Source organism: Streptomyces sp. 3214.6 (genome assembly GCF_900129855.1).
GTDB classification, from domain to species: Bacteria; Actinomycetota; Actinomycetes; order Streptomycetales; family Streptomycetaceae; genus Streptomyces; species Streptomyces soliscabiei.
Genome location: NZ_LT670819.1, coordinates 5,374,760 through 5,400,711, shown reverse-complemented (window position 1 = coordinate 5,400,711; position 25,952 = coordinate 5,374,760). Strand labels below are relative to the sequence as shown.

At 69.8% G+C, this 25,952-nt stretch carries 27 protein-coding genes and 3 pseudogenes; 16 read left to right on the top strand and 14 right to left on the bottom strand.

Annotated elements, in window-relative coordinates; translation table 11 throughout:
• Nucleotides 1-62: 62 nt before the first annotated feature.
• The 3 genes from B5557_RS24420 (at nt 63) to B5557_RS24410 (ending at nt 1,616) form a co-directional block, all read left to right on the top strand.
• Nucleotides 63-311, top strand: a complete 249-nt coding sequence (locus B5557_RS24420; RefSeq protein ID WP_079661461.1) for an SCO4226 family nickel-binding protein — start codon at nt 63-65, stop codon at nt 309-311.
• A 79-nt stretch (nt 312-390) separates the two neighbouring features.
• Nucleotides 391-1,272, top strand: coding sequence for a hypothetical protein (locus B5557_RS24415; RefSeq protein WP_079661460.1), 882 nt, complete (start codon nt 391-393; stop codon nt 1,270-1,272).
• A complete protein-coding gene (locus B5557_RS24410; protein WP_079661459.1) occupies nt 1,269-1,616 on the top strand; it encodes a winged helix-turn-helix domain-containing protein in 348 nt (115 codons plus the stop codon). The genes B5557_RS24415 and B5557_RS24410 overlap by 4 nt, the downstream gene beginning before the upstream one ends.
• Before the next feature lie 6 nt (nt 1,617-1,622).
• Here the strand turns inward: B5557_RS24410 and B5557_RS24405 are convergent, their stop codons facing one another.
• Both B5557_RS24405 and B5557_RS24400 read right to left on the bottom strand, forming a co-directional pair.
• Nucleotides 1,623-2,117: a DUF4232 domain-containing protein gene (locus B5557_RS24405; protein ID WP_331716796.1), complete on the bottom strand. Its 495-nt coding sequence runs from the start codon at nt 2,115-2,117 to the stop codon at nt 1,623-1,625.
• Nucleotides 2,118-2,510: 393 nt separating this feature from the next.
• On the bottom strand, nt 2,511-2,735 hold the full coding sequence (locus B5557_RS24400) for a hypothetical protein (protein WP_079661458.1): 225 nt from the start codon (nt 2,733-2,735) through the stop codon (nt 2,511-2,513).
• Between the two features lie 218 nt (nt 2,736-2,953).
• Here B5557_RS24400 and B5557_RS24395 point away from each other — a divergent pair, with 218 nt between their 5' ends.
• Nucleotides 2,954-3,907, top strand: a complete 954-nt coding sequence (locus B5557_RS24395; protein ID WP_079661457.1) for a helix-turn-helix domain-containing protein — start codon at nt 2,954-2,956, stop codon at nt 3,905-3,907.
• Between the two features lie 10 nt (nt 3,908-3,917).
• Here B5557_RS24395 and B5557_RS45755 read toward each other — a convergent pair whose 3' ends face one another.
• Entirely contained in the window at nt 3,918-6,086 is a 2,169-nt protein-coding gene (locus B5557_RS45755; RefSeq protein ID WP_079661456.1) for an FG-GAP-like repeat-containing protein, read from the bottom strand.
• Between the two features lie 229 nt (nt 6,087-6,315).
• Here B5557_RS45755 and B5557_RS24385 point away from each other — a divergent pair, with 229 nt between their 5' ends.
• The 4 genes and pseudogenes from B5557_RS24385 to B5557_RS45315 form a co-directional block, all read left to right on the top strand.
• Entirely contained in the window at nt 6,316-6,735 is a 420-nt protein-coding gene (locus tag B5557_RS24385) for a VOC family protein (protein WP_173877726.1), read from the top strand.
• 55 nt (nt 6,736-6,790) lie between these two features.
• Nucleotides 6,791-6,949, top strand: a complete 159-nt coding sequence (locus B5557_RS43860; protein WP_159424424.1) for a hypothetical protein — start codon at nt 6,791-6,793, stop codon at nt 6,947-6,949.
• A gap of 40 nt (nt 6,950-6,989) precedes the next feature.
• On the top strand, nt 6,990-7,454 hold the full coding sequence (locus tag B5557_RS24380; protein WP_079664968.1) for a hypothetical protein: 465 nt from the start codon (nt 6,990-6,992) through the stop codon (nt 7,452-7,454).
• A 5-nt stretch (nt 7,455-7,459) separates the two neighbouring features.
• Nucleotides 7,460-7,718 (top strand): annotated as a pseudogene (locus tag B5557_RS45315) (site-specific integrase); the annotation flags it as partial.
• Nucleotides 7,719-7,878: 160 nt separating this feature from the next.
• On the opposite strand, the gene B5557_RS24370 reads toward B5557_RS45315, so the two are convergent.
• The 4 genes and pseudogenes from B5557_RS24370 to B5557_RS24345 form a co-directional block, all read right to left on the bottom strand.
• Nucleotides 7,879-8,802 carry an NADP-dependent oxidoreductase gene (locus B5557_RS24370; RefSeq protein WP_107472624.1) on the bottom strand — a complete coding sequence of 308 codons (924 nt, stop codon included), beginning with the start codon at nt 8,800-8,802 and terminating at the stop codon, nt 7,879-7,881.
• A gap of 106 nt (nt 8,803-8,908) precedes the next feature.
• Nucleotides 8,909-9,304, bottom strand: a complete 396-nt coding sequence (locus B5557_RS24365) for a MerR family transcriptional regulator (RefSeq protein ID WP_079661455.1) — start codon at nt 9,302-9,304, stop codon at nt 8,909-8,911.
• Between the two features lie 1,091 nt (nt 9,305-10,395).
• The gene (locus B5557_RS43850; RefSeq protein ID WP_143688221.1) at nt 10,396-10,668 is read right to left on the bottom strand and encodes a hypothetical protein; all 273 of its coding nucleotides are present in this window, start codon (nt 10,666-10,668) and stop codon (nt 10,396-10,398) included.
• A 1,226-nt stretch (nt 10,669-11,894) separates the two neighbouring features.
• A pseudogene (locus tag B5557_RS24345) lies at nt 11,895-12,146 on the bottom strand (ISKra4 family transposase); the annotation flags it as partial.
• A 222-nt stretch (nt 12,147-12,368) separates the two neighbouring features.
• On the opposite strand from B5557_RS24345, the gene B5557_RS24340 reads away from it, so the two are divergent.
• Nucleotides 12,369-12,776: an SgcJ/EcaC family oxidoreductase gene (locus B5557_RS24340; protein ID WP_079661452.1), complete on the top strand. Its 408-nt coding sequence runs from the start codon at nt 12,369-12,371 to the stop codon at nt 12,774-12,776.
• Nucleotides 12,777-12,844: 68 nt separating this feature from the next.
• Here B5557_RS24340 and B5557_RS24335 read toward each other — a convergent pair whose 3' ends face one another.
• Nucleotides 12,845-13,807, bottom strand: coding sequence for an RNA polymerase subunit sigma-70 (locus tag B5557_RS24335; protein WP_079661451.1), 963 nt, complete (start codon nt 13,805-13,807; stop codon nt 12,845-12,847).
• A 241-nt stretch (nt 13,808-14,048) separates the two neighbouring features.
• Between B5557_RS24335 and B5557_RS24330 the strand changes: the two are divergent.
• Nucleotides 14,049-14,453, top strand: a pseudogene (locus B5557_RS24330) (site-specific integrase); the annotation flags it as partial.
• 40 nt (nt 14,454-14,493) lie between these two features.
• Complete coding sequence (locus tag B5557_RS24325; RefSeq protein ID WP_079661450.1) at nt 14,494-14,769, top strand: ribosomal protein L7/L12; 276 nt, start codon at nt 14,494-14,496, stop codon at nt 14,767-14,769.
• Between the two features lie 103 nt (nt 14,770-14,872).
• Here B5557_RS24325 and B5557_RS24320 read toward each other — a convergent pair whose 3' ends face one another.
• Nucleotides 14,873-15,634, bottom strand: coding sequence for a phosphoglyceromutase (locus B5557_RS24320; protein WP_079661449.1), 762 nt, complete (start codon nt 15,632-15,634; stop codon nt 14,873-14,875).
• Between the two features lie 198 nt (nt 15,635-15,832).
• Between B5557_RS24320 and B5557_RS24315 the strand changes: the two genes are divergently transcribed.
• Nucleotides 15,833-17,137, top strand: a complete 1,305-nt coding sequence (locus B5557_RS24315; protein WP_079661448.1) for an MDR family MFS transporter — start codon at nt 15,833-15,835, stop codon at nt 17,135-17,137.
• Nucleotides 17,138-17,220: 83 nt separating this feature from the next.
• Here the strand turns inward: B5557_RS24315 and B5557_RS24310 are convergent, their stop codons facing one another.
• Nucleotides 17,221-17,646, bottom strand: coding sequence for a DUF2000 domain-containing protein (locus tag B5557_RS24310; protein ID WP_079661447.1), 426 nt, complete (start codon nt 17,644-17,646; stop codon nt 17,221-17,223).
• 49 nt (nt 17,647-17,695) lie between these two features.
• Here B5557_RS24310 and B5557_RS24305 point away from each other — a divergent pair, with 49 nt between their 5' ends.
• Nucleotides 17,696-18,553: an AraC family transcriptional regulator gene (locus B5557_RS24305; RefSeq protein WP_079661446.1), complete on the top strand. Its 858-nt coding sequence runs from the start codon at nt 17,696-17,698 to the stop codon at nt 18,551-18,553.
• Here the strand turns inward: B5557_RS24305 and B5557_RS24300 are convergent.
• Both B5557_RS24300 and mshA read right to left on the bottom strand, forming a co-directional pair.
• Entirely contained in the window at nt 18,528-19,034 is a 507-nt protein-coding gene (locus B5557_RS24300; RefSeq protein ID WP_079661445.1) for a YbjN domain-containing protein, read from the bottom strand. The two genes, B5557_RS24305 and B5557_RS24300, sit on opposite strands and share 26 nt — an antisense overlap.
• Nucleotides 19,027-20,364, bottom strand: coding sequence for a D-inositol-3-phosphate glycosyltransferase (gene mshA / locus B5557_RS24295; RefSeq protein ID WP_173877725.1), 1,338 nt, complete (start codon nt 20,362-20,364; stop codon nt 19,027-19,029). The genes B5557_RS24300 and mshA overlap by 8 nt, the downstream gene beginning before the upstream one ends.
• Before the next feature lie 220 nt (nt 20,365-20,584).
• Between mshA and B5557_RS24290 the strand changes: the two genes are divergently transcribed.
• The 3 genes from B5557_RS24290 to B5557_RS24280 all read left to right on the top strand — a co-directional run bounded on the left by B5557_RS24290 (nt 20,585) and on the right by B5557_RS24280 (nt 24,562).
• On the top strand, nt 20,585-21,403 hold the full coding sequence (locus B5557_RS24290) for an SAM-dependent methyltransferase (protein ID WP_099936553.1): 819 nt from the start codon (nt 20,585-20,587) through the stop codon (nt 21,401-21,403).
• A 267-nt stretch (nt 21,404-21,670) separates the two neighbouring features.
• Nucleotides 21,671-22,786: a C40 family peptidase gene (locus B5557_RS24285; RefSeq protein ID WP_079661442.1), complete on the top strand. Its 1,116-nt coding sequence runs from the start codon at nt 21,671-21,673 to the stop codon at nt 22,784-22,786.
• A gap of 264 nt (nt 22,787-23,050) precedes the next feature.
• Nucleotides 23,051-24,562, top strand: coding sequence for a PP2C family protein-serine/threonine phosphatase (locus B5557_RS24280; protein WP_079661441.1), 1,512 nt, complete (start codon nt 23,051-23,053; stop codon nt 24,560-24,562).
• An 84-nt stretch (nt 24,563-24,646) separates the two neighbouring features.
• On the opposite strand, the gene B5557_RS24275 is transcribed toward B5557_RS24280, so the two are convergent.
• Nucleotides 24,647-24,985 (bottom strand): DUF2516 family protein, encoded by a 339-nt coding sequence (locus tag B5557_RS24275; RefSeq protein ID WP_416071165.1) that lies wholly within the window; start codon nt 24,983-24,985, stop codon nt 24,647-24,649.
• 201 nt (nt 24,986-25,186) lie between these two features.
• Entirely contained in the window at nt 25,187-25,843 is a 657-nt protein-coding gene (locus tag B5557_RS24270; protein ID WP_079661440.1) for a hypothetical protein, read from the bottom strand.
• Between the last annotated feature and the right edge of the window lie 109 nt (nt 25,844-25,952).

Genomic DNA, 25,952 nt, shown 5'->3' with positions numbered 1-25,952 from the left:
CCCGGTGGCGGGCAGGGGCGCAGCATGGAGGGAAGCACTAGTACGGAAGGGGGCGGGCAGCCATGACCCGCTTCATGGACGTCCACCACGGCATGCAGGGCATCACGGCCGACCAGCTCCTGGAGGCCCACCGGGCGGACCTCGCCATCGAGGGCGAGGAGGGCGTGCACTTCGAACGCGCCTGGGCGGACCCGGAGTCCGGAACCGTCTACTGCCTCTCCGAGGGCCCCTCGGCGGAGGCGGTCCAACGCGTCCACGAACGCTCCGGCCACAAGGCGGACGAGATCCACGCGGTTCCGCTCGCGGTGTGAGGCTGCCGACGTGACTCTTGACCGCAATGTACTTTGCATTGCAGAGTTAACGCGACCGCAGTGATCATCAGGGGGCGACATGGGCGAGCCGGAAGCAGGAGCACAGGCGCTCGGGGCAGTGGAGACAGTGGAGACACGTGCGGGGGCAGCGGGGCTGCTGGCCGCCGCGGAGGGCCTGCGGGCCAGGACCCGTACGCAGCTGAACGGTTCCTGGGCGCCCCTCCTCGGCTTCGGACTGCTGGCGCTGGCGGCAGCTCCCGTCGCCCGGTACGCCTTCAACTTCGGGGCGCACGGCCGCAGCATCGCGTCGTATCCGGCCTTCGCGCACGCCGAGCTGATCGGCCTGTGCGTGGTGCACGAACCCGGAACCCCGTGCCTGGAGGGCGAGTTCGACGGGGCGATCCTGCGGTTCACGGCGTGGGGCGTGTGGTTCGCGCTGCTCCCCCTGGCATGGTTCGTCGTCGCCCGCTGGTACCGCCTGCGGGGCGAGGCCCGCGGCATCGTCCCGCGCCGCCGCGGCTGGATCGTCGTCACCACGGCGGCCACGACGGCGCTCATGACTGCGTTGTTGCTGCTCATGCTCGGCCTGAACCGGCCCCAGCCGCCGGCGCTGGATCTGCTGGAGAACAGCTACGCCTCCCCCTGGTACCTGGTCGGCGTCGGTCTCCTCGCCCTCGGCGTGGCCGAGCGCAGCTGGATCGCCGCGACGGCCGGCGCCGCACACGCCCTGCTGCTCACCGGCTACCTCGGAGCGTCCTGGGGCAGCGGCTGGCTCCCCTGGCTGCATCCGGCCGAGCCCGGCTGGACCGACGGCCCGCAGGCCAAGGGGCTCCTGCTGGCCGCCGTCCTGCTGCTCGCGGGCCTGGCGGAGTGGGCGCTGGTCCGCCGGCGGACCGATGCGGACGCCGGTACGGACCTCGGTACCGGTGCGGGTACAGGTGCGGGTACGGTCCCCGCATGAGCGTCGAGGACTCGATCGCCGTACGGGACGACGATGAGGAACCGCACCCGACCCAGGGGCTGGACGACACCGTCCACCAGCGCGTGCGGCTCGGCATCCTCACCGTCGCCCGCGAGGCCGACCGGGTCGAGTTCGGCTTCCTGAAACGGCAACTGGCCGTCACGGACGGAAACCTCTCCCGGCACCTGAAGGTGCTGGAGGAGTCGGGCCTGATCGGGATCGAGAAAGGCTACGCGGGCCGACGCCCCCGCACCTGGATCTCCCTCACCCGCGAAGGCGCCCAGGCGCTGGACGCGGAACTGCGCGCCCTGCGTGCGCTGGTGCAGCGGCTGGAAGGACGCTGAACCAGGTCAGGACGGCTCGACCGCAGATACAGCGGTGACGGTCACCTCGTTGTCGCACTCGGCGAACTGACCGTCGTCCAGCGCGACTTGGTGGGCTCCCGACCCCGGCAGGCCGACGACGATCGTGGGGTACACCACGGGCTCCGCGCCGGACACGCAGTACCCGTCGGCCTCCCCCTGCACCTGCACGAAAGTCAGCTTCACCCACGCCCTGCCCCCGGGAGCCACCGTCACCGGCGAGGCGGAGCCGGTGGGCGTGACGGCGAGCGGGGAGTTGTGCTCGGGGGATCCGTTGCCGGCCCCCGCGACGGACGGATGGCCCTTGAGGACACAGGACTTGGCCGAGACGTTGGTGAACCGGACGACCGCCGCACCGGTTCCCGTACCGGCCGGCCGATCGGCGGCCTGACGGGCGGCGACCTCCAGACTGCCCGCGGGACACTTCGGCACGGCGCCGGACGGCGAGCCCGCCGCACCGGGAGCCGAGGCGGCGGAGCTCATGGAGGGAGATGCCGCGGAAGGGGAACTTACGGGAGCGGAACCCGCGGACGAGGAACTCGCTGAAGCGGAGGTCGACTCTGTCGGCTGGCATCCCGTCACCATCAGAGCGGCGGCCGAGACCAGGACGGCCAGCGTCACCGGCCCCCGAACGCCGTGCCCGTAGCGCATGTTCCCGTACCGCACCTTGTCGTACTGCATGCTGCCGTACTGCATGCCGCCCCCCTAATCCGCATCGCCGAGGGCCTTCACCCTCGCCACCGACCTTCGTCAATGCAGACAGAACGGGCAGGCACCCGGGTTCTCCCGGCCACCGACCTGTGACGCACCGGTGACGTGCCCGGCTCGTCGACCGCCTGCCTGCCCACCTCGTTCGTCGAACGGTGCGCTGTCCGACTACGTCACGACCCTGTCCGCACCGCCGCCGGTGTCAGCCGGGGCGGCGGGCGCTGCGAGCGCATAGGCGGCGAGCAGGCCGGCCACGCCGAGCATGCAGTCGAGGTAGATCGACGTCGACTCCGAAATTCCGTTCTCTGCGATGATCAGGATCATTCCGGTCACGAGAATGGCTACGAACGTCATGTAGTGGCCGTGGAGCACGGTCCTGAACGTGATGTGCACGCGTCCTCACCTCTTCCTGTCTTGTCCTGCCTGAGGTGATGGACATTCGAGCAGTTGCCCCGTCGGCCGGTCCAGGGATTCCCGGCTATCTCGATCCGTACGGAAGCGTGGCCGGAAAGGCCGCCTCCTTCAACGAAGTTCGGTGAAACTCTGCGCGTTCGAAGATTCCGGTGGGACGATCTCAGTCGCCTAGTGGGGGTTGAACGCGAGGGGGCACCATGGGCACCTACCGGCATTCCGATTCACCGTCGGTGCGGCGCTTCGCCGCGGAGTTGCGACGGTTGCGCATCACCGCCGGTGAACCTCAGGTCAAGACGATCGCCTCGCGGGCCCAGTGCAGTCAGGCCACGGTTTCCGAGGTGCTCAACGGGCATCGTCTGCCGAGCGAGACGGTCACCCGTCGGCTGGTGACCGCGCTCGACGGTGACTGGGGACACTGGGGGCAGTTGTGGCGTGAGGCCAAGACGGAACTCGACGATCTGAAGCGGGACACCGTCGACGCGAGCCGGGAACCACGGGTTCTCGGCGCGGGGCCAGGTCTTTCCGAGGCGTTCCAGACCACGTCCCCGGTGGAGATGGTGTGCTACCCGGACCCGCCCTCCTTCTACAGCGCTGCCGCCGACAGCATTCGCGCCGCCCAGACCGAAATCCGTCTTACCTATGTGCGGCTTCATCCGCCCGCCCAATGGGGATCCGCGGAACCCGCCTCTTACTACGACACGGTATTGCAGTGGGCCAGGCACAACTCGGCCGAGTGCGCGAGCGTGCGGCGCATCATCGGCGTCCCCGAGCGCAAGGGTGTGCCTAGGGCGGCCTACTTCGAGTGGCTGAGGCAACATCAGGACGACGTGAAAGACCTGTATACCTACGAGGCGCGGGTCATGCCCTGGAGCGCTTCCTGCGGTTGGTACAACATCGGTCTCATCGACAAATCGGTCAGCTATCTTTCCTTCTCCGGAGCAGGTCGACAACAGCTCACGGGATTCAGAATCGAAAATGCCAAGTTCCTGGCGTACTTCGCGGACAGTTTCGATCAGGCGTGGAGCGCTCTGGAGCCCCTGGAGGCCTATGTGGCCAGGCACTCCTCGGCCGGCCCGCGCCCCGTCGGAACACCGGCTGCCGAAGGCCCGGGGCCGCACCCCGGACCTTCGGCAGCAACGTCACCGGCGTGACGGCGCCGGTTCAGAACAGCGATTGATAGCTCTGCCAGCCGGAGGCGGCGAGGGTGTAGGTGGCGCTGAAAGTGCCGTCGCCCCAGCCCTTGTTCCGCAGCAGCTTGCCGTCGGTGGTACGGGAGACGAGGTCGGGGAAGCCGTCGCCGGTCACATCGCCGACCGCGAGGATCGCGTTGCGGCCGGCGCCCCAGTCCTGGAACACCAGCGTCCGCGGCTTGAAGCCGCCCGAGCCGTTGCCGTCGTAGCGCCACAGCTCGCCGGCGGCGTCCCGTGCCATGACGTCGCCGATGCCGTCGCCGGTCACATCGGCGGCGCCGACGATCGTGTACCCCTTCCATCCGGTGCCGACGCGCGTACCCGGGTCCATACGGCCCTGCGCGTTGGACTTGTACAGGTAGAGGTCGCCGGTCGTGGCCTGGCGGGCCAGCAGGTCGGGACGGTGGTCGCCGGTGAAGTCGTCGGCGGCGACGACGGCGTCGAAGCCGCCCCAGCCGGAGCCGACCAGGGTGCGCTCGGCGTCCGGCAGGAAGACGCCGGTGCAGCCGCCGGACTGCCGGTAGAGGTTGCCGTCGGTGGTCCTGGTGAGCATGTCGGAGCAGCCGTCGCCGGTCATGTCGCCGACCGGGACGAAACGGGTGTCCGGGTTCCAGCCCGACCAGCCACGGGCGTCGGTCAGGCTGCCGCCGGAGAACCGGTGGGCTTCGAGCAGGCCGCCACTGGTCATCGTGTACAGCTCGCCGTAGCCGTCGGTGTCGGCGTCGCGGAAGCCGGACCGGCCGCCGGAGAGAAGGAAACTCCCGGTCGGGAGGGTGCGGACGGCGCCTCCGTCGCCCGGGTTCACGGTCACGGTCCAGTTGTAGCGGCCGCTCACCGCCTTCTCGCCCGCCTCGTCCTTGCCGTCCCAGGCGGCGCGGATGGCGGCGCCTTCGTGGGCGCTGCTGGTGAGGGTGCGGACGGTGGCGCCGTACGCGTCCTTGATGGTGAGCGTCCAGGACGCGGGCGGGCGGGTGAGCCGCCAGGTGCCCTCCCAGCCAGGGTCGCTCGCTTTGCGCAGGTCCACGGCGGAGTCCGTGGTCCAGTCGAACAGGCTGATCCGCGACCGTGGCACCGTCACCGGCCGGATGTGGATCATCTGCTGGTTGTCGACGTAGGCCACATGGCCGCCGTACCGGTCGGCGGTCAGCATGTCGATCGACGTCCCGTCGGGGACCGTGAAGTAGGGGGTGGTGGTGGCCGGGTGGCCGCCGCCGAGGTGGAAGTCGGTGAGCGTCACCGTCCGCCTGTCCTCGGACTGTTGGACCAGATAGCCGTCGCCGACCTTCGCGGGCAGCGCACCGGGGACGGGGATGTTCTTGCCGGTGCTGTGGTCCCACACGCCGGCCTTGTCCGACGCGGAACAGCGCCAGTACAGCCACTGCCCGACGGCCTGCAGATCGTCCGGGACGCAGCCGGAGCCGAGCGTCAGGTTCGCCGAGTTCGCCTTGCTGACCAGGTCGTAGGAGTTGACCGTGCCGGCGGTGCTGCCCGGCTTCCAGAGCTTCGTGCCCCAGACGGACACCGCGGTGACCGACCGGGTGTGGATCTGCGCCGGCCAGGGCACGCTCCGGTCGAAGGTGCCGACGCGCTGCTCGTCGTCGTCGTTGACCACGACGTACGAACCGCCGGCGGCCACCACGTGATCCGGGGACTCCCAGGAGAACGGGCCGAGCCCGGTCTCGCTCATGGGCACCCCGCCGCCGAGGGCCTCCTGGCTCCCGAACGGCGTCATATAGGCGACCCGGCCGTCGCCGAGCGCCCACAGCTTGGAGTAGAACGCGCTGCACGTGTAGTCCGAGGGGTCGACGCCCTCGCACGGGTAGTTGGACCAGACCCCTGAGTCCGCGAGCTTCCGGGGTCCCGGCTGCGGGGCGCCGACGGCCGGAAGGTCGAACTCCCACAGCCCGCGGTTGGTCTCGGGGTCGGCCGTCCCCAGCACGCTGAGCTTTCCGCCACCCAGCGCGAGGGTCTCGACATGGGCCTTGAGGTCGCCCCTGGTGCCTAGCGGGAACACCGTCTCGTCGTCGGCCACGCGCGGCGCGGCCACCGCGGTCCCCGGCGAGAGACCGAGACCGCCGACCGCCAGCGCGACGGCGGTCCCGACTGTGAGCGAGGTGCGTTTGATCGTGCGGGTGATCATGTCAGCCCCCTGTTGGACGAGGAGTCAGGTCGTCGTCTTGGAAGCTATGACCCACGGCACTCGCCACGGGTTGTAGAGAACTGAATGATCGTCAGGACCCGGCAGGCCTTTTGCTGGTGTGCGACGGCACGAAACACGCGGTTGGTGAGCCGTCTGCCACCGATGAGTTCCGCGGGCTCGGCCGGTCCACCCCGTCGCACACCATCGAACCCCGGACTGGAGACCCACCATGACCACTCCCGCACACGCCGGTCGCATGCTGTTCGTGAACATGCCCGTGGCGGACATCGAGCGCAGCAAGGCGTTCTTCGCGCGGCTCGGGTTCAGTTACAACCCGATGTTCACCGATGAGACCGCCGCATGCATGCTGGTGGGCGAGCAGGCCTGCGTCATGCTGCTCAGCCACGAGACGTTCGCGAAGTTCGCGAAGCTGCCGATGGCCGATCCCACCACGCACACGCTGGCGCTCTACTGCTTCAGCGTGGCAACCCGCGAGGAGGTCGACACGGTCGCCGAGGCCGCGCTCGCCGCGGGCGGCTCCGAGGCGGACGGCCCCGAGGACCACGGCTTCATGTACTCCCGCAGCTTCTTCGACCTCGACGGCCACGGCTGGCAGGTCGTGTGGATGGATCCGTCTCAGGGCGTCTAGGACTCACTACCCGACTCGCTACCGGCCTCACCTGCTGCGGCGCGACGGGCGGAGCTTGGCGGACGCGCCACTGTCGTGCGCCGCCCTGTTCGGCAGCCGCACGCTCGTGCTGAACCCCGACGGCACGACCGTCACCTGCGCCGACGGCACCCTCAGCGGCTACGTCTACGGCAAGGCCCAGAAGCCTCCGGTCTGCAGGAGGCGACGCTGTTGAGCGATTGGGGCTGTCCCTGGTGTGGCGGAGGATGGTGCTCATGTGCGCTCTTTTCGACCCTCCCGAGCCTCGCCGCGTCTCGCCGGGCGAGTACCCGGTGTGGGACCAGGCTCTCGCCCTTCTGAACCGGGATCTGGCGGTGACGCTTCCCCAGCTGGAACCCCTGCGACTGCTGGCCCTTCCGTCCTACGCTGTGGACGATCCGGAGGACGAGCCGGAGAACGTCTACGTCGCCATGACCAACGGCGAGTGGCACGGCAATTACCTGGACCCGAACTCGCAGGACAGCCTTGCCTCTGCACTGGCGAGCGTTGCCGATGCCGCGCAGGAGACCGTCATGGAGCTTCTGTGGCAGGCGTGGCCCCTGTGTCCCGAGCATGGCCTCGGCATGCATCCAAGGGAGGATGCAGAGGAGCAACTGTCCTGGTGGTGCGCGGGAGAACGGCTGCGTCGCGACTCGGCTCATATCCACGCGGCCGTGGGCGCACTCGAAGCCTTGGGTTGACGTGAAAGGTGGCGCAGGGGCCGCCGGTGACCAAGCGGCTGATCTTCCCCGGGCCGCGCGGTGATCACGTCTGGCGGACGTCCCTCAACGAGGAGGCGCGGAAGCGGGCGCTTGCCTCGGCTGGGGTGATCCCCGAGCGGCATGCAAGCGCTCCGTCACTTCTACGCCTCGGTGCTCCTGGACGCCGGGGAGAACATCAAGGCTCTCGCCGAGCACCTGGGCCACTCGGAACCGGGCCTGACGCTCAGCGTGTACGCGCACCTCAGCGTGCGCGTGATGGACGTCGTCCAGGTCGTACGTCGGCTCACGGGGGCTGATCCTGTGGCGCAGCAAGGTGCTCACGACGCAGGTTCCCGCCGTCATTCTCACGGGTTCTCGTCAGTCCGCAATGGACGGTCGACAGCGTCAGACGGCCGGGCACCTCTCATGCCACCTTGATGACAATCTTGCCCGAGGTGTGACCATTCTCGACGGTGGCGAGGGCGGCCGGGGCGTCGGAGAGCGGATGGACCGCGGTGATCACGGGTGCGAGGAGTCCGTCGAGGGCCAGCCGGGCCGACCGCTCCAGGTTCTCGCGGTCGACGCGACGCTCGACGAAACGCCCACCGAGATCGGGCACAGACATATCACCCACAGCGATGACGTTGCGGGGATCCCGGGCCAGCGGAGCGACCGTCCGCAGCGAGGTGCCTCCGGCCAGGTCGACGATCCCGTCGAAACCGTCCGGAACCAGCTCGCGTGCCGCCGCGGCGACGTCCCCGGCGGTGTAGTCGATGAACCGCACCCCGATGGCCTCGGCGTGCTCGCGTTTGGCGGTACTCCCGGTGCCGATCACACGCAGCTCGCGCCCGATGGCCAGCCGGGCGACGGCGAGGCCGACCCCGCCCCCGACTCCGTTGACCAGGACCGTGGCACCGGCCGGGAGGCTGAGCTGGTCGAGCACGTCCACCGCGGTCGTCCCGGCCACTGGCAGCGTTGCCGCCACGGTCGCGGACAGACCCTCCGGGATGCGCGCGGTGTTCGGCGCGGACAGCACCGTCGTCTCGGCGTAGGTGCCGCCACCGGTGAGTGCGAAGCCGAAGACCGCGTCACCCACCTCGAGCCCGTTGACGTCCTCGCCCCGGGCGAGAACGGTTCCGGCTGCCTCCATGCCCAGCACGCGGGGAAACGGGCGCCCGCCGTCGAGCCCGTCGACCAGACCCGAGCGCAGAAGGTGGTCGAGGGGATTCACGCCGGCGACGTCGACCTGGATCAGCACCTCGTCGCGACCGGGGACGGGATCGGGACGATCGAAGAACTCCTGCACCTCGGGCCCGCCATACCTGCCGAAACCCCACGCCTGCCCCATCTTCCGCCGCCTCTCGTATGACCGACCCGGTGATTCCGGGCGTTGTCGCCATCCTCACCTCTGACATTGATGTGAGGGGCAACCGGCTGAGATGCAGATCACAGCATCAGGCCGACTGCGCCACCGGTTCCGGGGCCGTGGACAGCTCCGCCCGGTGTCGGCTGTTGGCCCTGATCAGCACGTCGAGTGCATCCCGGGTCTCGATCAGGTGCGCGATGTCGGCGTCGATCCGGTCGCGCTCGCGCATCATCGCCGTGAACGTCTCCTCGGCGACGCTCAGGTCACCCGGGACGTCCACACACGGCAGCACAGTCGCGATCACCCTGCTGGACATACCTGCGTCGAACAGCTGTTGGATGAGTGCCACGCGCTGGACCGCAGTATCGGAATAGTGACGCTGCCCCGCCTCGGAGCGTGAGCTGGTCAGCAGGCCCTGCTCTTCGTAGTACCGCAGTGAGCGCGGACTCACGCCCGTGCGCTTGGACAGCTCGCCTATCCGCATCCCTGAGAGCCTACGCCCGCGTGCTCCAGGTTCAGGCCGCCGTCGAGTCGTGGACGCTCGCGGACACCCCCACGACCGCAGGGTTGTCCTCCCGGTCCCACGCCAGAGGTCGTGCTCCTGGGGCGCGTTGTCAGTGCTCATGGCTAGGGTCTCTGACGCGCGGCCGACTTCCGAGGTGTCCAACTCTGTAGAGCAGCTGCATCCCCGGCTCTGTTGGGGGTGGCCCGGGTACGACCTGGGACCTAACCAGCGGTCGGGCTTCGTCGATGGCCAAGGAGAGACCTGCCAGCGTCGGCCGCGCACTGAGTACGGCACTGCCGCGGGAGCAGGAGCCCGCTTTCCAAACTGTGGTGGTGGTCGTGGAGGGAGTGCGGGGGCGATCGCCCGATGATGCTGTCGTCTGGCCGCTGTTCGCCCTGCCGACTGGACAGCAACAAGCCCCCCACCGGCGGGAAAACCGCAGGTAGGGGGCTTCTTCGGGCTTGCTTACTTCTTCTTGCCCTAGGTCTTGCCGGGGATCTTGGTGAGCTGGGTTTTTGCTGCTCAGGGGCGGTGGACTCATGCGCCTGGTGGTCGTCGTTGGTCGTCATTGGCCACTGTTGAGCAACCTCGGACGGCCCAGGGACGGCCCAAGCTTCCGTTAGTCGGCCCGCCTCGCCGCTGTCACTTGGTGATGTCAGGGACTCGGTGTGGCCGCCCGCTGGTGCGCCCGCATCGCGGTTCGCAGGGCTTCGAGTTCGGTTCGGGGAAAGGGCCGGCCCCAATGGGACTCATAGGACTCTTCGCCCTGGTCGTGATCGTCGGACACTTTGACGGAAGCCCAGCCGTGACTGAGCAGCGTCCATGTGATCCCTAGAGACGTCATCTCTCCCCCTCAGCAGGGACCCTACGGCCCAGGCACGGCTGCGCGGCTAGACCCTCAGCCTGGGAAGCTGCGGTCATTTACGGGTGGTTGAGGCGGTGACCTGGGCGAACGGCTGAGTGGTGGCCTTGTCGGGTGGGGTTGCTTTCACCGTGATTCCCCGCTGTTCCCCGTCCGATCTGGTGCGGTTGTGGTGCAGCGGCCGGTGCCGACCTGTCACGCATCGAGGTCACGTTTCCTGCAACTCGGACGCCATCTGCTGACGAAACTGGCGCGCCAGATCCTGCATAGCAGCCAGGTCCTCGCTCCCAGCTGCCAACCGCCAGGCCTCGGCGAACCTTCGCGCTTCCTCGCTGCCAAACGCGTGCAGGGCTATGAGCGCTTCCATGTTCATCTCAACCCGCTTACTCTTTGTCCAATATTGATTAATTTGATCCAATTTGGCATTTTCCCCCTCCCGTTCATACCTCAAGCGCCTAATCTCGAGCTCCACAGCGCGCATCACGGCAAAGTACGCGTCGCGCCTCTCCCTCAGCAGACTCGACCGGCGCTCAACTACCTGAGCTTGATCGACCATATGTTCCGCGTGCCTCCGGCCTTGCGAGCCGGCCAACCACGTGAAGAAGACACCTACGCCCCCCGAAACCCCGGTAACCAAGGGCGCCACCCACTCCCAAGCCATGAGGGCATGGTGCCCAGAGCGAACGAGCCAAACTCATGGCATTGCAGCCTCTCTGTCCGTCATGCGCTTTCTTCCCCGGGCTCTGGATCCCAGGGGTCGTAGCGCTTCAGTGCCCTCTGGTCCGGCAGCCCGCGCCGCTTCGCGGTCCGGCGTCGCGATCGGACTTCTGCAGTCGACCGCGGTCGGTAGCCGGGGCCACCACAACCGCATGAATGGAAGGTGAGGCCGGCATGCAACGCGGCCCCAAGTGCCTCCCAGGCCCCCTTATCTCTACGGCGAGGGATGGCAAGGTCGAACCCAGCGTTGATCATTGGGGTGCGGCAGCGGGGGCACGGATGTTCTCGCGGCGGTAGCGGGTTCTGCTTGAACGAGGAGCGGCACACCAGACACACGAAATGCGGCTTGTAGGGGGTCGCGTATCGGCACATGCCGACAGGGTAGAGAGGGTGCCTGGACAGGACCACCGCTTTAGGAGTTCGATCCGAGCCCGCTTCCGCTGGTGTCGTCGACTGGCGCGGCGGCCGGACAGAGTCACTGATGTACGCCCCCGTCCGGCGTCGTTGATGTCAGCCGTGGATGTCAGAAGCCCGCTGAGGTTGCTGCACTTCGTTGCTGTACAGCGGCGAGGCACCGTCGCTCCTACTGGGCCCGGACCGTTGTCAGTGCCACTTGCTAGTTTGCCTGGTGGAGTGAGACCGGTCAGAGAACCTTCGAGGTCCGCGGTCAAGGGGGGTGGGCATAAAGGTCCCCGGGAGCCACCTCGGGACTATGTTCCAGGCCGTAGATCCCCACCCCCCTCATCCTCCATGAGACCAGCGGTCGGCACCTCCACTGAAACGGCGGTGCGGGGGAGGCTCCCTCACTCCTCCCCAGGTGGGATAAGGCGATCGGCGCTCTCAGCGTCGCCCACATGTCCGTGGGCGTCGACGGTGATCGGGGTGGCGCGTCCTCTGGCCGTGACCAGCCAAGCAAGAACCTGCTCGGTCAATGGCCCGTTGCCGGGCCCTTCGTCCTTGGGTGCGGTTCGTTTCAAGTGACGGTCGCGATCAAGTGGTGAGGGCGTAGTTCTGCTGGTTGGGGTAAACGCGTCCGTGCTCGCGGGCGGTATGGAAGCGCCAGTAGGGGTCGAGGTCTCCGTTGGAGACGATGGCACGCAGTTGCAGGACGGCTTCGGCTCCGGGCAGGCCCCAGCGGGCGCCGGTGATGTCGAGGCGGTCGGCGATCAAGTGGCGGCAGGCGCCCTCGACCGCGCCGGTGGCTATCGGCCACCCGCTCGCAAGTGCCGTGTCGTAGCGGAGCTGGTCGAGGTGGCCGGTCAGGTAGCGGTGGCAGGCATCGACGGCCTCGCGCCGGGCGGTCGGCAGTCGCTCCCGGGTGGCTTGTGCGGTCATGGCGTGGGCGGTGCGGGCTGCGCTCCGAAGAGAAGAACTTGAGGTTCGCGCGATGAGTTCCGAAAGGGACGCCGGTATGTACTCACGGGCCCCTTCGGTCCCGACCAAGTGCAATGACTGGAGAGAACGATGTCCGACAACCGCGCGAACGACACGGCCGCGATCACTGCCGTCCTTGAGAGCCTCTACAAGGCATGGGACGCCGGCGACGCCGACGCCTTCGTCGCCGACTACACGCAGGAGGCCACCGCGATCATGCCCGGCTCCTACCGCGCCTCCCGCGAGGAGGTTCGGCAGGGCATGGCGGCGGGGTTCGCCTCCTTCCTGAAGGGCACCACGACGACCAACCGGCAGCTGGGGATCCGGTTCCTGGGTCGCGACGGCGCGATCGTCGTGAGCGAAACCGGCATCCTCTTCCCCGGCGAATCCGAGGTTCCCGCCGACCGGATCGTGTACGCGACCTGGGTGTTGGAGAAGCGCGACGACGCCTGGCTGATCGCCGCCTACCACAACAGCCCTGTCAAGTCCGCTAGCTGATCCAGAGTCAGTCCTGCCCGGGTCCGCCCGCACCTGTCGGGCGGACCCGCCCGACAGGTGCGGGCGGATCAGCCGTCGACCTTCTGCGCCAAGCCGAAGGCGGCGAACACGTCGGCGTCCTGGAAGACCGAGACACGGCTGACGCCGCCAGCCGTGACCGTGAACACCTGCAGGGTGTGCAGCTCGAACACGCCGGCGTCCCCGCCCCGATAGGCGGCGAAGCCGGCCTGCCCGTTGGCCCGCACCGGCAGCAACCGCCAGGCCTTGCCGGCCTTGGCGAACACCCAGCCCATGAAGCTCGCGTAGTTCTCCCGACCGGTGAACCAGTTGACCATGGGCGGCATCTCCATGAGGACGTCCTCGGTCACCACCTGCAGCAACCCTTGGATGTCCGCCCGGACGAAGGCCGCCATGTACCGGTCCACCCACGACCGTTGCTCTGCGTCGGAAGGCTCAGCGACCTGCTCCTGCAGCACTCCCGCGGCCCGGATCCGGGCGCGAGCCCGCTGCAGCGAGCTGTTCACGGCCGCGACCGAGGTCTCCAGGATGTCCGCTGCCTCCGCCGCCGGGTAGTCGAGCACGTCGCGCAGGATCAGGACGGCGCGCTCTCTCGGTGACAGCAATTGCAGTGCTGCGACGAAGGCCAGCCGCAGGCTGCCCCTGTCGATCGCCGCGGCGGCCGGGGCGCCCAGGCCAAGCAGGCTATCCGGGAGCGGCTGCAACCAGGTTGCCTCCCCGCCGTGGACGAGCGGGCGCAGCGGTTCGCTCTCGGTGACCAGACCCGAGGGCATGGGGCGGCGGCCGAGCCCGTCCAGCGCGGTCAGACACGCATTCGTGGCGATCCGGTACAGCCAGGTCCGCAGGGAGGCACGCGACGAGTCGTAACGGTCCCGCGCGCGCCACGCCCGCAGACACGTCTCCTGCACGAGTTCCTCGGCGTCGTGGACCGAGCCGAGCATCCGGTAGCAGTGCGCCAGCAGCTCCGGCCGGTGCCGCTGCACCAAGGTCTCGAAGTCCCCCGTCGACGTCATCCCCGCGCTGCCGCCCTTCCGGTCTGCTCATCCGCCCCTACGGTAGCCGCCTCACGGGGCCGGTTGCGGCCGTTCCGCGGCGGGCAAGGTGCTCTCGCCGCGTCCTGCGCGGAGCAGGCGGGTACGTGAGGAACCGAGCGCTTCCACGCCGCCCACGAGCACCCGCGCCTCTACCCACCCCCGACCAGCAGGATCACGACCTCACCGCTTGATCGCGAGCTTCACTCGAAACGAACCGCACCCTTCGTCCTTCCTCACCTTGCCGTGGAAGGTGGCAGACGGGCCTCTGATCACCAAGCGGCTGATCTTCACCGGGCCGCGCGGTGGTCACGTCTGGCGGACGTCGCTCAACGAGGAGGCGTGGAAGCGGGCGCTGGCCTCGGCCGGGGTGATCCCCGATCGGAAGCCTGGCGAGCCGTACGCCGAGTCACGCGAGAACGGCATGCACGCGCTCCGCCACTTCTACGTCTCGGTGCTCCTGGACGCCGGGGAGAACATCAAGGCTCTCGCCGAGTACCTCGGCCACTCGGACCCGGGGCTGACACTCCGCGTGTACGCGCACCTCATGCCGTCAAGCCAGGAGCGCACACGCAAGGCCGTGGCCGCTGTCTTCGACGCCACCAAAACTTTGCGACATGACGGCTGAGGGCTCGTACCCTCCGAACCGGAGAGGGGTGGGTAGAGCGATGACAGACGAGTACTTCTTGCTGGTGTGCGACGACGTGCCTCATGACGTGGTGCTCACCGACCCTGGTATCCGCGTGATGGACGTCGTCCAGGTCGTGCGTCGGCTGACGGGGCTGAGCCTCTGGCGCAGCAAGATCCTGGCGACGCAGGTTCCCGCCGTCGTTCTCACCTGCGTGCCTGAGGAGGACGCGGCGGCAGCCGTCTCGGCCCTCCGCGATGCGGGGGCCCGGGCAGAGACGAGAGAGCAGCCGGAGCCGGACTTCCTGAAGCACTGAGTACGGCCCGATCAACCGGCTAACGGCCCAGAGACGGCCCAGGCCTACCAAAAAGCCCCCTACCGGCGGAGAACCCGCAGGCAGGGGGCTTGATCACTACCGCTTACTTCTTCTTGCCCTGGTTCTTGACTGCCTCGATCGCAGCTGCGGCCGCCTCCGGGTCGAGGTAGGTTCCGCCCGGGGTCACCGGCTTGAAGTCGGCGTCGAGTTCGTAGGCGAGGGGGATGCCCGTCGGGATGTTCAGGCCCGCGATGTCGGCGTCGGAGATGCCGTCGAGGTGCTTGACGAGGGCGCGGAGCGAGTTGCCGTGGGCGGCGATCAGGACCGTGCGGCCGGCGAGGAGGTCCGGGACGATGCCGTCGTACCAGTACGGGAGCATGCGGACGACGACGTCCTTCAGGCACTCCGTGCGCGGGCGCAGCTCCGGGGGGATGGACGCGTAGCGCGGGTCGGAGGACTGGGAGAACTCCGAGTCGTCCGACAGCGGCGGGGGCGGGGTGTCGTAGGAGCGGCGCCAGAGCATGAACTGCTCCTCGCCGAACTCCGCGAGGGTCTGCGCCTTGTCCTTGCCCTGGAGGGCGCCGTAGTGGCGCTCGTTCAGGCGCCAGCTGCGGTGGACCGGGATCCAGTGGCGGTCAGCGGACTCCAGCGCGAGCTGGGCCGTGCGGATCGCGCGCTTCTGGAGGGACGTGTGGACCACGTCGGGGAGGAGATCGGCGTCCTTCAGGAGCTCGCCACCGCGGACTGCCTCCTTCTCGCCCTTCTCGTTCAGGTTGACGTCCACCCAACCGGTGAACAGGTTCTTCGCGTTCCACTCGCTCTCGCCGTGGCGGAGGAGGATCAGCTTGTACGGTGCGTCGGCCATGCGTATGAGCGTAATCCACCGCTCCGATGCGTTGTGCGCCCGCTCGTACAGCGGACAGGGCGGGGGCAGGGCAGCGGAAAGGCAGGCGGGCGGGCCTGCGACGGTTGACGAGATCCGTTAATTGAGTGGCCTCCCCCAACCCGCCCCTCGTAAGTTCTGAGAGCTGCCAGTGCCACTTACACACCCGGGGGATCCGCCATGTCCGTCGCCACCCTGAGACGTGCCACACGCGAGACGCTCTCCGGGCTGCCCCGCGAGTTCTGGTGGCTGTGGACCAGCACCCTCGTCAACCGGCTCGGCGGCTTCGTCGCCACCTTCATGGCGCTGTACCTCACCCTCGACCGCGGCTACTCCGCCTCCTACGCAGGACTCGTCGCCTCGCTGCACGGCCTCGGCGGGGTGATCTCCTCCCTCGGCGGCGGGGTCATGGCGGACCGGCTCGGACGGCGGCCCACGCTGCTCATCGCGCAGACCTCCACCGCCCTGTCCGTCGCGCTCCTCGGGTTCGTCACCGGCCCTCTCGCCATCGCCGGCGTCGCCTTCCTCGTCGGGATGGCCTCCAACGCCTCCCGGCCGGCCGTGCAGGCGATGATGGCCGACATCGTGCGGCCCGAGGACCGTGTCCGGGCCTTCTCCCTCAACTACTGGGCCATCAACCTCGGGTTCGCCGTCTCCTCCATGGCCGCCGGGTTCATCGCCGAGGTCAGCTACCGCGCCGGCTTCCTCGCCGAGGCGGGGATGACGCTCGTGTGCGCGGTCGTCGTCTTCCTCAAGCTGCCCGAGTCGCGGCCCCAGCAGCAGGAGAAGGCCGCCCGAGAGGACTCCGTCGGCCTCGGGACCGTACTGCGCGACGGGCGGTTCATGAGCGTCGTCGGACTGTCGTTCCTCGTCGCGCTCGTCTTCCAGCAGGGCTCCGTGGGACTGCCCGTGGCGATGGGCGCGGCCGGGTTCACACCGGCGGACTACGGCATGGCGATCGCCGTCAACGGCGTGCTCATCGTCGCGCTGCAACTGCCCGTCACCCGCTTCATCGAGCACCGGGATCCGCGACAGCTGCTGGTGGTCTCCTCCGTCCTCGCCGGGTACGGGTTCGGGCTCACCGCCTTCGCCGGGTCGGTCGGCGTCTTCGCGCTCACGGTCTGCGTGTGGACCCTGGCCGAGATCGTCAACGCCCCGACCCAGACCGGCCTCGTCGTCCGCCTCTCCCCCACCCATGGCCGCGGCCGCTACCAGGGCATGTACACCCTCTCCTGGGCCGTGGCCTCCCTCGTCTCCCCCCTGATGTCGGGCTTCGTCATCGACCGCTTCGGCGCGAACTGGCTGTGGGGCATGTGCGCCATCGTGGGAACGGCGGCGGGACTCGGCTACGGCGTGCTCATGCGCCGACTGCCGGACGAAGAGAGCACCCCTGCCCCTGCCGATCGTCCGGCCTACGCCGCCGCCGACGACACCGACGCCGATGCCACCGCCCTCACCGCTGAACCCAAGGTCCGCGCCGTCTGAGCCGCAGTGGCGGCACGGGGTCACGGGGGTCACGGGGGTCACGGGGGTCACGGGGGTCACGGGGGTCACGGGGGGCACGGGGGTCACGGGTGCATCCGGGCCCCCTTCAGCACCTTGTCCACGGCGTTGCGGGGGCCGTACACCGCAAGGCCCGCCAGGTCCAGGTCGGATGTGGTGACGGCGCGCACCGCGGCGCGGTTGTCCCGGTCGTTGCCGGTGGTGAAGAGGTCGGTCGTGAACACCGCGCGCGGGAGGGCTCGGGAGAGCACGCGCGCGTGGGCCGCCGCCAGCGTCTCCTTCGAGCCCTCGAAGACCAGTACCGGCTGGCGGAGCATCGGGAGGTAGCCGACGCCGTCCGCGTCCTCGTACGGCTCCCCGATCACCTCGGGGAGTGTCGTGCCGAGGCCGCTGACCAGGAACGCGGTGACGTTCAGGCGCTGCCAGGTCTCCAGGTCCTCGCGCAGCAGGACAGCGATCTTCGTGTCGAAACGCATCGGTTCAGTGCTCATGCCGCGAGACTGCCGATCGTCCTACGGTGCCGTCTTGTACGTTCTTTGCATGGCCGCCCGGCAGACAGTCTCCGCCTGGCGCCCGGCCGTCCCGGGCGTCGTGGAGGTCTTCCACGCCCACTTCACCGAGTACGCCTACCCGATGCACGTGCATGACGCGTGGACGCTGCTCATCGTCGACGACGGCGCCGTACGGTACGACCTCGAGCGGCACGAGCACGGCACGCCGCACGACACGGTGACTCTGTTGCCGCCGCACGTGCCGCACAACGGTTCCGCCGCGACGCCCGAGGGTTTCCGCAAGCGGGTTCTGTACCTCGACGCCGGTGTGCTGGGCGAGGGTCTGATCGGGGCCGCCGTCGACGCGCCCGTCCTGCGGGATCCCGTGCTGCGGCGGCGGGTGGGGCAGTTGCACTCCGCGCTCGCCCGGCGGGGCGAGGAGTTGGAGGCAGACAGCCGGCTGACGCTGATCGGCGAGCGGCTGCGGGGACATTTGCAGGGGCCCGGGCGGGCGCGTGGGCGCGGGCATTCGCCGGTGTGGCGGACGGACGGTCCTTCGCGGCGCGTCCCCGACCCCGCCGTCGCCCGCCGGCTCCGCGAGCTCCTCGACGAGCGGGTTGTCGAAGGCCTCGTACTCGCCGAGGCGGCAGGGCTGGTGCAGGCCCATCCGGCCCATCTCGTACGGGCGTTCAGCGGGGCATACGGGATCGCGCCGCACCAGTACCTCACCGCGCGCCGCGTCGACCTCGCCCGTCGGCTGCTGCTCGACGGGCGTCCGCCGGGGGACGTCGCGACGGCGGCCGGGTTCTACGACCAGGCCCATCTCACCCGGCATTTCCGCAAGTTGGTGGGCGTCACGCCGGGGCGGTACGCGCAGGCCCCTACTTCTCCGCCTGTTCCTTCGTGAGGTGCGTGAACGCGTCCAGGTTGCGGGTGGACTCGCCGCGGGAGACCCGCCAGGCGTACTCCCTGCGGATGGCGCTCGCGAAACCGAGCTCCAGGAGGGTGTTGAAGGCGCCGTCGGCCGCTTCCAGGACCTGGCCCATGAGGCGGTCGACCTCGTCGGCGGTGACCGCGGCGAGCGGGAGGCGGGCGGTGACGTAGACGTCGCCGAGCTGGTCGACGGCGTAACTCACGCCGTACAGCTTGAGGTTGCGCTCCAGGAGCCAGCGGTGGACGCCGGGCTCGTTCTCGTCGGGGTGACGGATGACGAAGGCGTTCAGGGAGAGGGAGTGGCGGCCCACGATGAGGGAGACGGTCGTCTTGAGTTTGCGGGTGCCCGGTAGCTGGACCACGTACGAGCCGGGCGCGGGAGCCTCCCACTCCAGCTCCGCGTCCTTCAGGAAACCCTCGATGACCTGCGCGGCCGTCTTCTCCACGTCACCCATGCTCGGAGCGTACGCGACGGCGGTGGGCCTGGGTCGCGGCCGCGTAGACGTCGGCGGTGGCGGCGGCCGCGGTGTCCCAGCCGAAGGACTGGGCGTGCGCGGTGGCCGCCGCGCCCATCCGGGCGGGCAGTTCGGGGCCGTCGGCGAAACGCTCGAGCACGCGCGCGTAGCCGGCCGGATCGTGACCCTGCACCAGGAAGCCCGTCTCGCCGTCCCGTACGGCCACCGGGAGTCCGCCGACCGAGGCCGCGAGGACCGGGGTGCCGGCGGCCTGCGCCTCTATGGCGACCAGACCGAAGGACTCGCTGTAGGAGGGGACGACCAGCACCGACGCCGCCCGGAACCAGTCCGCGAGCTGGTCCTGGCCGACCGGCGGACGGAAGCGGACCACATCCGCGATGCCCAGCCGAGCCGCCAGCTTCTGCAGGCCTTCCGGCTTGGCGAGACCGCTGCCGCTGGGGCCGCCGACCACGGGGACGACGATGCGGGAGCGGAGCTCGGGGCGCTCGTCGAGCAGCACGGCCACCGCGCGCAGGAGGACGTCCGGGGCCTTCAGGGGCTGGATGCGGCCCGCGAAGAGGGGGACCAGGGCGTCCTGGGGGAGGTCGAGGCGGGCGCGAGCCGCGGCCCGGCCGTCGGCGGGGCAGAAGCGGTCGAGGTTGACGCCGGGGTGCACGACGGCGACCTTGCCGGGCTCGGCGTGGTAGTGCCGTACGAGTTCGTCGGCCTCCTCCGCCGTGTTGGCGATGAGGCGGTCGGCCGCGTCGACGATCTGGGTCTCGCCGATGACGCGGGCGGCGGGTTCGGGGGTGTCGCCGTCGGCCAGGTTGGCGTTCTTGACCTTGGCCATGGTGTGCATGGCGTGCACCAGGGGGGCGCCCCAGCGCTGGGCGGCCAGCCAGCCCACATGGCCGGAGAGCCAGTAGTGCGAGTGGACGAGGTCGTAGTAGCCGGGGCGGTGACCGGCCCAGGCCTGCATCACGCCGTGCGTGAAGGCGCACAGCTGGGCCGGGAGGTCCTCCTTGGCGAGGCCCTCGTAGGGGCCCGCGTCGATGTGCCGGACGAGGACGCCGGGGGCCAGCTCGACGGTCGGCGGGAGGCCGCCCGTGGTCGCGCGCGTGAAGATCTCGACCTCGATGTTGATCGCGGCGAGGCGCTGCGCGAGCTCGACGATGTAGACGTTCATGCCGCCGGCGTCGCCGGTGCCGGGCTGGTGGAGCGGTGAGGTGTGCACAGAGAGCATCGCGACGCGGCGGGGGCGGCGGTGGAGCCTGAGCCGCGAGGGGGCCGCCGGAGAGCGACGCCCGAGCCTGTTGGCGTACTGGCTCACGTGGCGTTCCTCCTTGCTGCGGGCATGCCGGACCGAGGGTTGTGCGCCCTCCAAGGGGGTGCAACATCGGAGGGAGGGGGTCCCATTCCGCGCGGACTGCGACCGGGGCGGTTTTTGCCCAGCCGTTACCGTGAGTCGCTCAACTGTTCGGGGCTGGCGCGCGTCGCGGGGCGACGAACGCCGGACGGGCCGCCGGTGGCGCCGCATTACCCTCGTGGGTATGACATCCCGCGCCCCTGCCCGCCCCGTGGGCACGGTCACGCGCGGGACGACCAATCCCAATCGGCTGCGCCGCATGGACCGCTGGATCGCCGCCGCGCACGGCCGTGAGCTGCGGCGGGCCGCCGATCCGGTCGCCGTCGATCTCGGGTACGGGGCCGCGCCCTGGACCGCCGTCGAGTTGCTGACGCGCCTGCGTTCCGTCGCGCCACGCGCGCGTGTGGTGGGCGTCGAGATCGAACCGGCCCGGGTCGCCGCCGCCGAGCCGTACGCGCGCGAGGGGCTGCTCTTCCGGCACGGCGGGTTCGAGATCCCCGTCCCCCAGCGCCCGCACCTCGTGCGCGCCGCCAACGTCCTGCGGCAGTACGACGAGGACGAGGTCGCCGCCGTCTGGAAGCGGCTGTGCGCGCGGCTCGCGCCGGCCGATCCGGCGACCGGGTCCCGCGGCGGGCTGCTCGTCGAGGGGACCTGCGACGAGATCGGGCGGCGGCACGTATGGGTCGCGCTCGGGCCGGAAGGACCGCGCACGGTCACCTTCGCGACCCGGCTGGGGTCCCTGGAGCGGCCCTCGGACCTGGCGGAGCGGCTGCCGAAGGCGCTGATCCACCGCAACGTCCCGGGTGAGCCGGTGCACGCCTTCCTGCGCGACTTCGACCGCGCCTGGGCGGCGGCCGCGCCCTACGCGTCGTACGGCGCCCGTCAGCGGTGGATCCGCGCGGTGCGGGACCTGACCACCGACTGGCCGGTGACGGACGGGCCGACGCGGTGGCGGCAGGGAGAAGTGACGGTGCGGTGGGGGGCGTTGGCGCCCCGCGGTTGAACGCGAAGACCGGCGCCCGAGGTGAACTCCGGGCTTCGCCAAGGGTTCCCCAAGGTTCCTCAAAGTCGTCGGGAACGATCCCCGTGAGTTGTTCGTCACAATGACGGGGAGATCGTCATACCGGGGTGGGTGAATGGGGAGGAACTGCGGGCGTCGGCACCTGTGTCATCGCTTCTGTCACCGCCCCTGTCGTTTTCGGTCGTGACGTGGCACGATCCCCCGAGCGCCGTAAGTTACTGACGGTGAATCAGGTTTGGGGGACGGGGTATGGGTACGGGCAAGCGCGGCCTGCTCGCGGCGGCCGTGGCCGTGGTCTGCGCGATCACCGTGCTGGGGGCTCCCGGCGTCGCGTTCGCCGCCCCCAGCGCTCCCGAACCCGGTGCCAGTCCCGGTCCCACCACGTCGACGGCGGGTTCTTCGGCCCCTCCGCTGCCCTCCACCGCGTCCAACAAGGACCTGGAGGCCGTCCGCACCAAGCTCGAAGCGCTCTACCACGCGGCCGCGGTCGCCACCGACGCCTACAACGCGGCCGAGGAAGCGTCGAAGAAGCAGTCCGCGGAGATCGTCGAACTCGCCAGGAAGATCGTCGCGGGCCAGGAGAAGCTCGACGATCTGAAGGACCGCGCGGGCGCCGCTGCCCGGGCCCAGTACCGCACCGGCGGCCTGCCGGACGAGGCGCGGTTGATGCTGAGCGACAACCCGTCGGAGTTCCTCGACGGCGCGGGCCGGGTGCTCCAGGGCGAGCGCGCGACCAACGGCCTGATCGGCGAACTGACCCGCACCCAGCAGGACTTGGAGCAGTACTCCCAGGACGCCTCCGCCCAGTGGCAGAAGCTGGAGGACGGCCGCAGGACGAAGGCGGCGGCCCAGAAGAAGATCGAGACGGAGATCGCGGCGGCGGAGAAGCTCCAGTCCCAGCTGGAGAAGAAGGAGAAGGAGCGCCTCGAACAGCTGGAGAAGCAGGCCGCCCAGGAGGCGCAGACCGCCTGGCTGGGCACGGGCATCCTCAACGAGGTCACCGGCTCGGCCTCCGTACAGGGCCAGAAGGCCGTGCAGTTCGCCACGGCGCAGCTGGGCAAGCCGTATGTGTGGGGCGCCGAGGGCCCGGATTCCTTCGACTGCTCCGGCCTGACCTCCGAGGCCTGGAAGAGCGCCGGGCAGCCGATACCACGCACCTCGCAGGAGCAGTGGAAGCAGCTGCCGCACGTCGCCGTCGAGGACATGCGCCCCGGCGACCTGATCATCTACTTCGACGACGCCAGCCATGTCGCGCTGTATGTGGGCGACGGCTCGATCATCCACGCCCCGCGCCCGGGCCGGACGGTCACGCTCGCGGGGGCGGGCTCGATGCCGATACTCGGGGTGGTCCGACCGGACGCGTGAGGGCGGCCACATGAAGTGAGCCACGTGACCCACGGCACCTTCGTCCGGCCCCAAACCCCCGGCGGACGTGACGTTCGTCATCCGGGCCCGGCTCCCGCCCTGCCCAACTGCGGTACGGAACGCGGCATATGACAGCGGCCAGAGATCAAGCGGCGTGTCGCACACCATTCCGTTGCGACGCCTTCTGCCGCTATGGTCCCCGTCGGTGGGTCGAGGTCCCTCGTCCCCGCCATGCCCTCGGGGGGAGGGAAGGAACCCAAGACGATGCCCGTACCCGTACCGCGGCAGAGAGCGATCCCGGCCGTGGACAGTGGTCAGGCGCAGGCCGCGCCCGCAGTCGGCGGCCCCTCCAGGGAAGAAGCCGCCCGCCACGAGGAAGCCCCTCGCACCGAAGAGCCTCTTCGCGACGAGGCGACGGCAGCCGAGAACGACGGCCCGCTCAACGCCACGCCCGCCGACGGCGTCCACCATGGCGTGAGCACCACCGGCGTGAGCACGAAGAGCCTCAGCACCGAGAGCGTCAGCACCAAGGGCGTCAGCACCAAGGGCGTCAGCACCAAGGGCGTGCCCTCTCAAGGCGCGGCCGCCACCCCCACCACCCACACCACCCTCACCCTCCTGATGATCGAGGACGACCCCACGGCCGCGCCGATCGTCCACGACCTGCACGACTCGGACGGCAAGCCGATCCGGGTACGCACCGCCCGCAACCTCACCGAGGCCGAGCGGCTGCTCACGGACGACGTGCACTGCATCCTGCTGGACCTCGCGCTGCCAGCGCCCGGCAGGGCGAAGGAGGCCGACGACGAGCTCGCCGTCCTGCGGCACGTGCTCCGGCTCGCGCCCCGGCACGCCGTGCTCGCACTCACCGCGTCCGGCGACGCCGAGCGCGGCGCCGACGCGGTGCGGGTGGGTGCCCAGGACTACCTGTTCAAGGACGAGCTGGACGGCCGGCTGCTGAGCCGCGCGATCCGGTACGCGGTGGAGAGGAAACGTTCCGACACGGCCGAACGGCGGCTCGCCGAGGGCAAGCTGCGCGCGCAGGAGAACGCCCGCCTGGAGCGCGGCCTGCTGCCCACGCCCCTCCTGGAGGGCTCACCGCTGCGCTTCGCCGCCCGTTACCGCCCCGGCCGCTCGCGCGCGCTGCTCGGCGGCGACTTCTACGACACCGTTCGCACGCCCGACGGCACCGTGCACGCCATGATCGGCGACGTGTGCGGGCACGGCCCGGACGAGGCGGCGCTCGGCGTGGAGCTGCGCATCGCCTGGCGGGCGCTGACGCTGGCCGGGCTGTGCGGGGACGAGCTGCTGAACACGCTCCAGCAGGTGCTGGAGCACGAGCGCGACGACGACGAGATCTTCGCAACGCTGTGCACGGTGGACATCGCGCCCGACGGCCGCCGGGCGGGCCTGTGCCTGGCCGGCCACCCGGCGCCGCTGATCGCCCGCCCGGACCGGCCCGCGCGCCTGCTGCCGTACGACAACAACGGGCCCGCCCTCGGGCTGCTGCCGGGCGCCCGCTGGCCGCGGATGCAGGTCGAACTGGGCGCCGAGTGGAGTCTGATGCTGTACACCGACGGCCTGATCGAGGGGCGGATCGGCGAGGGCCGCGAGCGCCTGGGCCAGGACGGCATGGTGGAGATGATCCGCCGCCAGCTCTCCGAGGGGCTGCGCGGGGAGGCGTTGTTGCGGGCCGCGGTGAACGAGGGGCGGGAGCTCAACGGGGGCGAGCTGACGGACGACGTCGCTGTTCTGCTGCTGGATCGGGTTCCGTAGGCGGCGGAGCCGCATATCGATCCTGGAGGGGGACCCCGCCCAGGACCCCGCCCCTCCAGAACCAGGATCTACCGGGACCAGGATCTACCGGCCGCCGTTGTACGGGCCGTACGGACCGTCGCTGCTGCTGCCGCCTCGCCTGCGGCCCCAGCCGCCGCCACCGCCCACCTGCTGCAGGGCGGGGCGTACGTCCACGAAGAAGACGATCGTGGCGACGAGGCCCGCGAGCTGCAGGAAGAGCATCGGCACCAGGAGGTTCACCGCGACCGCGATGCCGAGGATGATCAGCCAGAAGCCCTTGTTCTGCTTGTCGGCGGCCCGGTACGCGTCGTCTCGGAACAGGGCGGCCATCACCAATGCCACCACGGCGAGGACCAGCATGGCGAGGTAGAGCACCCACACCAGCCCCGCGAAGCCTGTCATCAGCACAACGCCCACCACCCGTTTCGACGCGTCTTGTCTCGACTCGACTCGACCTGCTCGTCCCTACGCGGTCACCGTACCCGCAACCGCGCTTCCGCTACCCGTACAACGGGCCGGGCACTCCATGAGTGCCCGGCCCGTGTCGTATGTCCCTGTCCGCCGCGTCCGTCCCGGCGGTTCCAGCCGTCCCGGCCGTCGGTCTCACTTGGCCGGAGGGGTCGTCTTCTTCACGGTGGTGGTCTTGCGGGCGACCGGAGCCTTCTTGACGGCGGTCTTCTTCGCCGGGGCGGGCTCGGCCTTGGCCTCGGCCGGAGCGGACTTCGGCTCCTCCTTGGCCGCGACCGGCTCGGCCGCGGGCTCGACCACGATCGCCAGCTCCTCGATCTCCTCGGCGGCCTCGCCGCGCCAGGTCTTCACGGCCTGCTCGCCGTGCTCGGCGACCTTCTCGTACGTCTCACGGGCCTTGACGGCGTACTCGGCGGCGACGCCGACACCGCGCAGCGCGAGGTCCTGGGCGGACTCGCCGAGCTTCTTCAGGTCGGCGTCGAGGGTGCTGCCGATCTTCTTGATGTCCCCGTCGAGGGTGCTGATGAAGTCGGTGACCTTGGCCTGGAGGGTCTCCTGCGCCTCCTTGGCGCGGGCGGTCGCCTCCTTGGCGCGGGCACCGGCCTTCTCCTGCACGGCCTTGGGGTCGGTGTTGCGGACGGCCTCGAAACGGGCGGGGGCCTCGGTGCGCAGCTGCTCCACCAGACCCGGCACCTTCTTCGCCTGCTGGAGGGCCAGGTCGGCGGTGCCTGCGGCGAAGTAGAGCGGAGTCGGGTCGCTGAAGGTCTTGCGCAGGTCGTCGGTGATGGCCATGGTGAAGGTCCTCCCGGATTCACGTTCGTCGCGTACGTCGTGTATGTCGTGTACGTCGTTTTCGGCTGAGGGTCGTGCGAGCCGCAGTGGGGCGGCCGGTCCCCTGGTC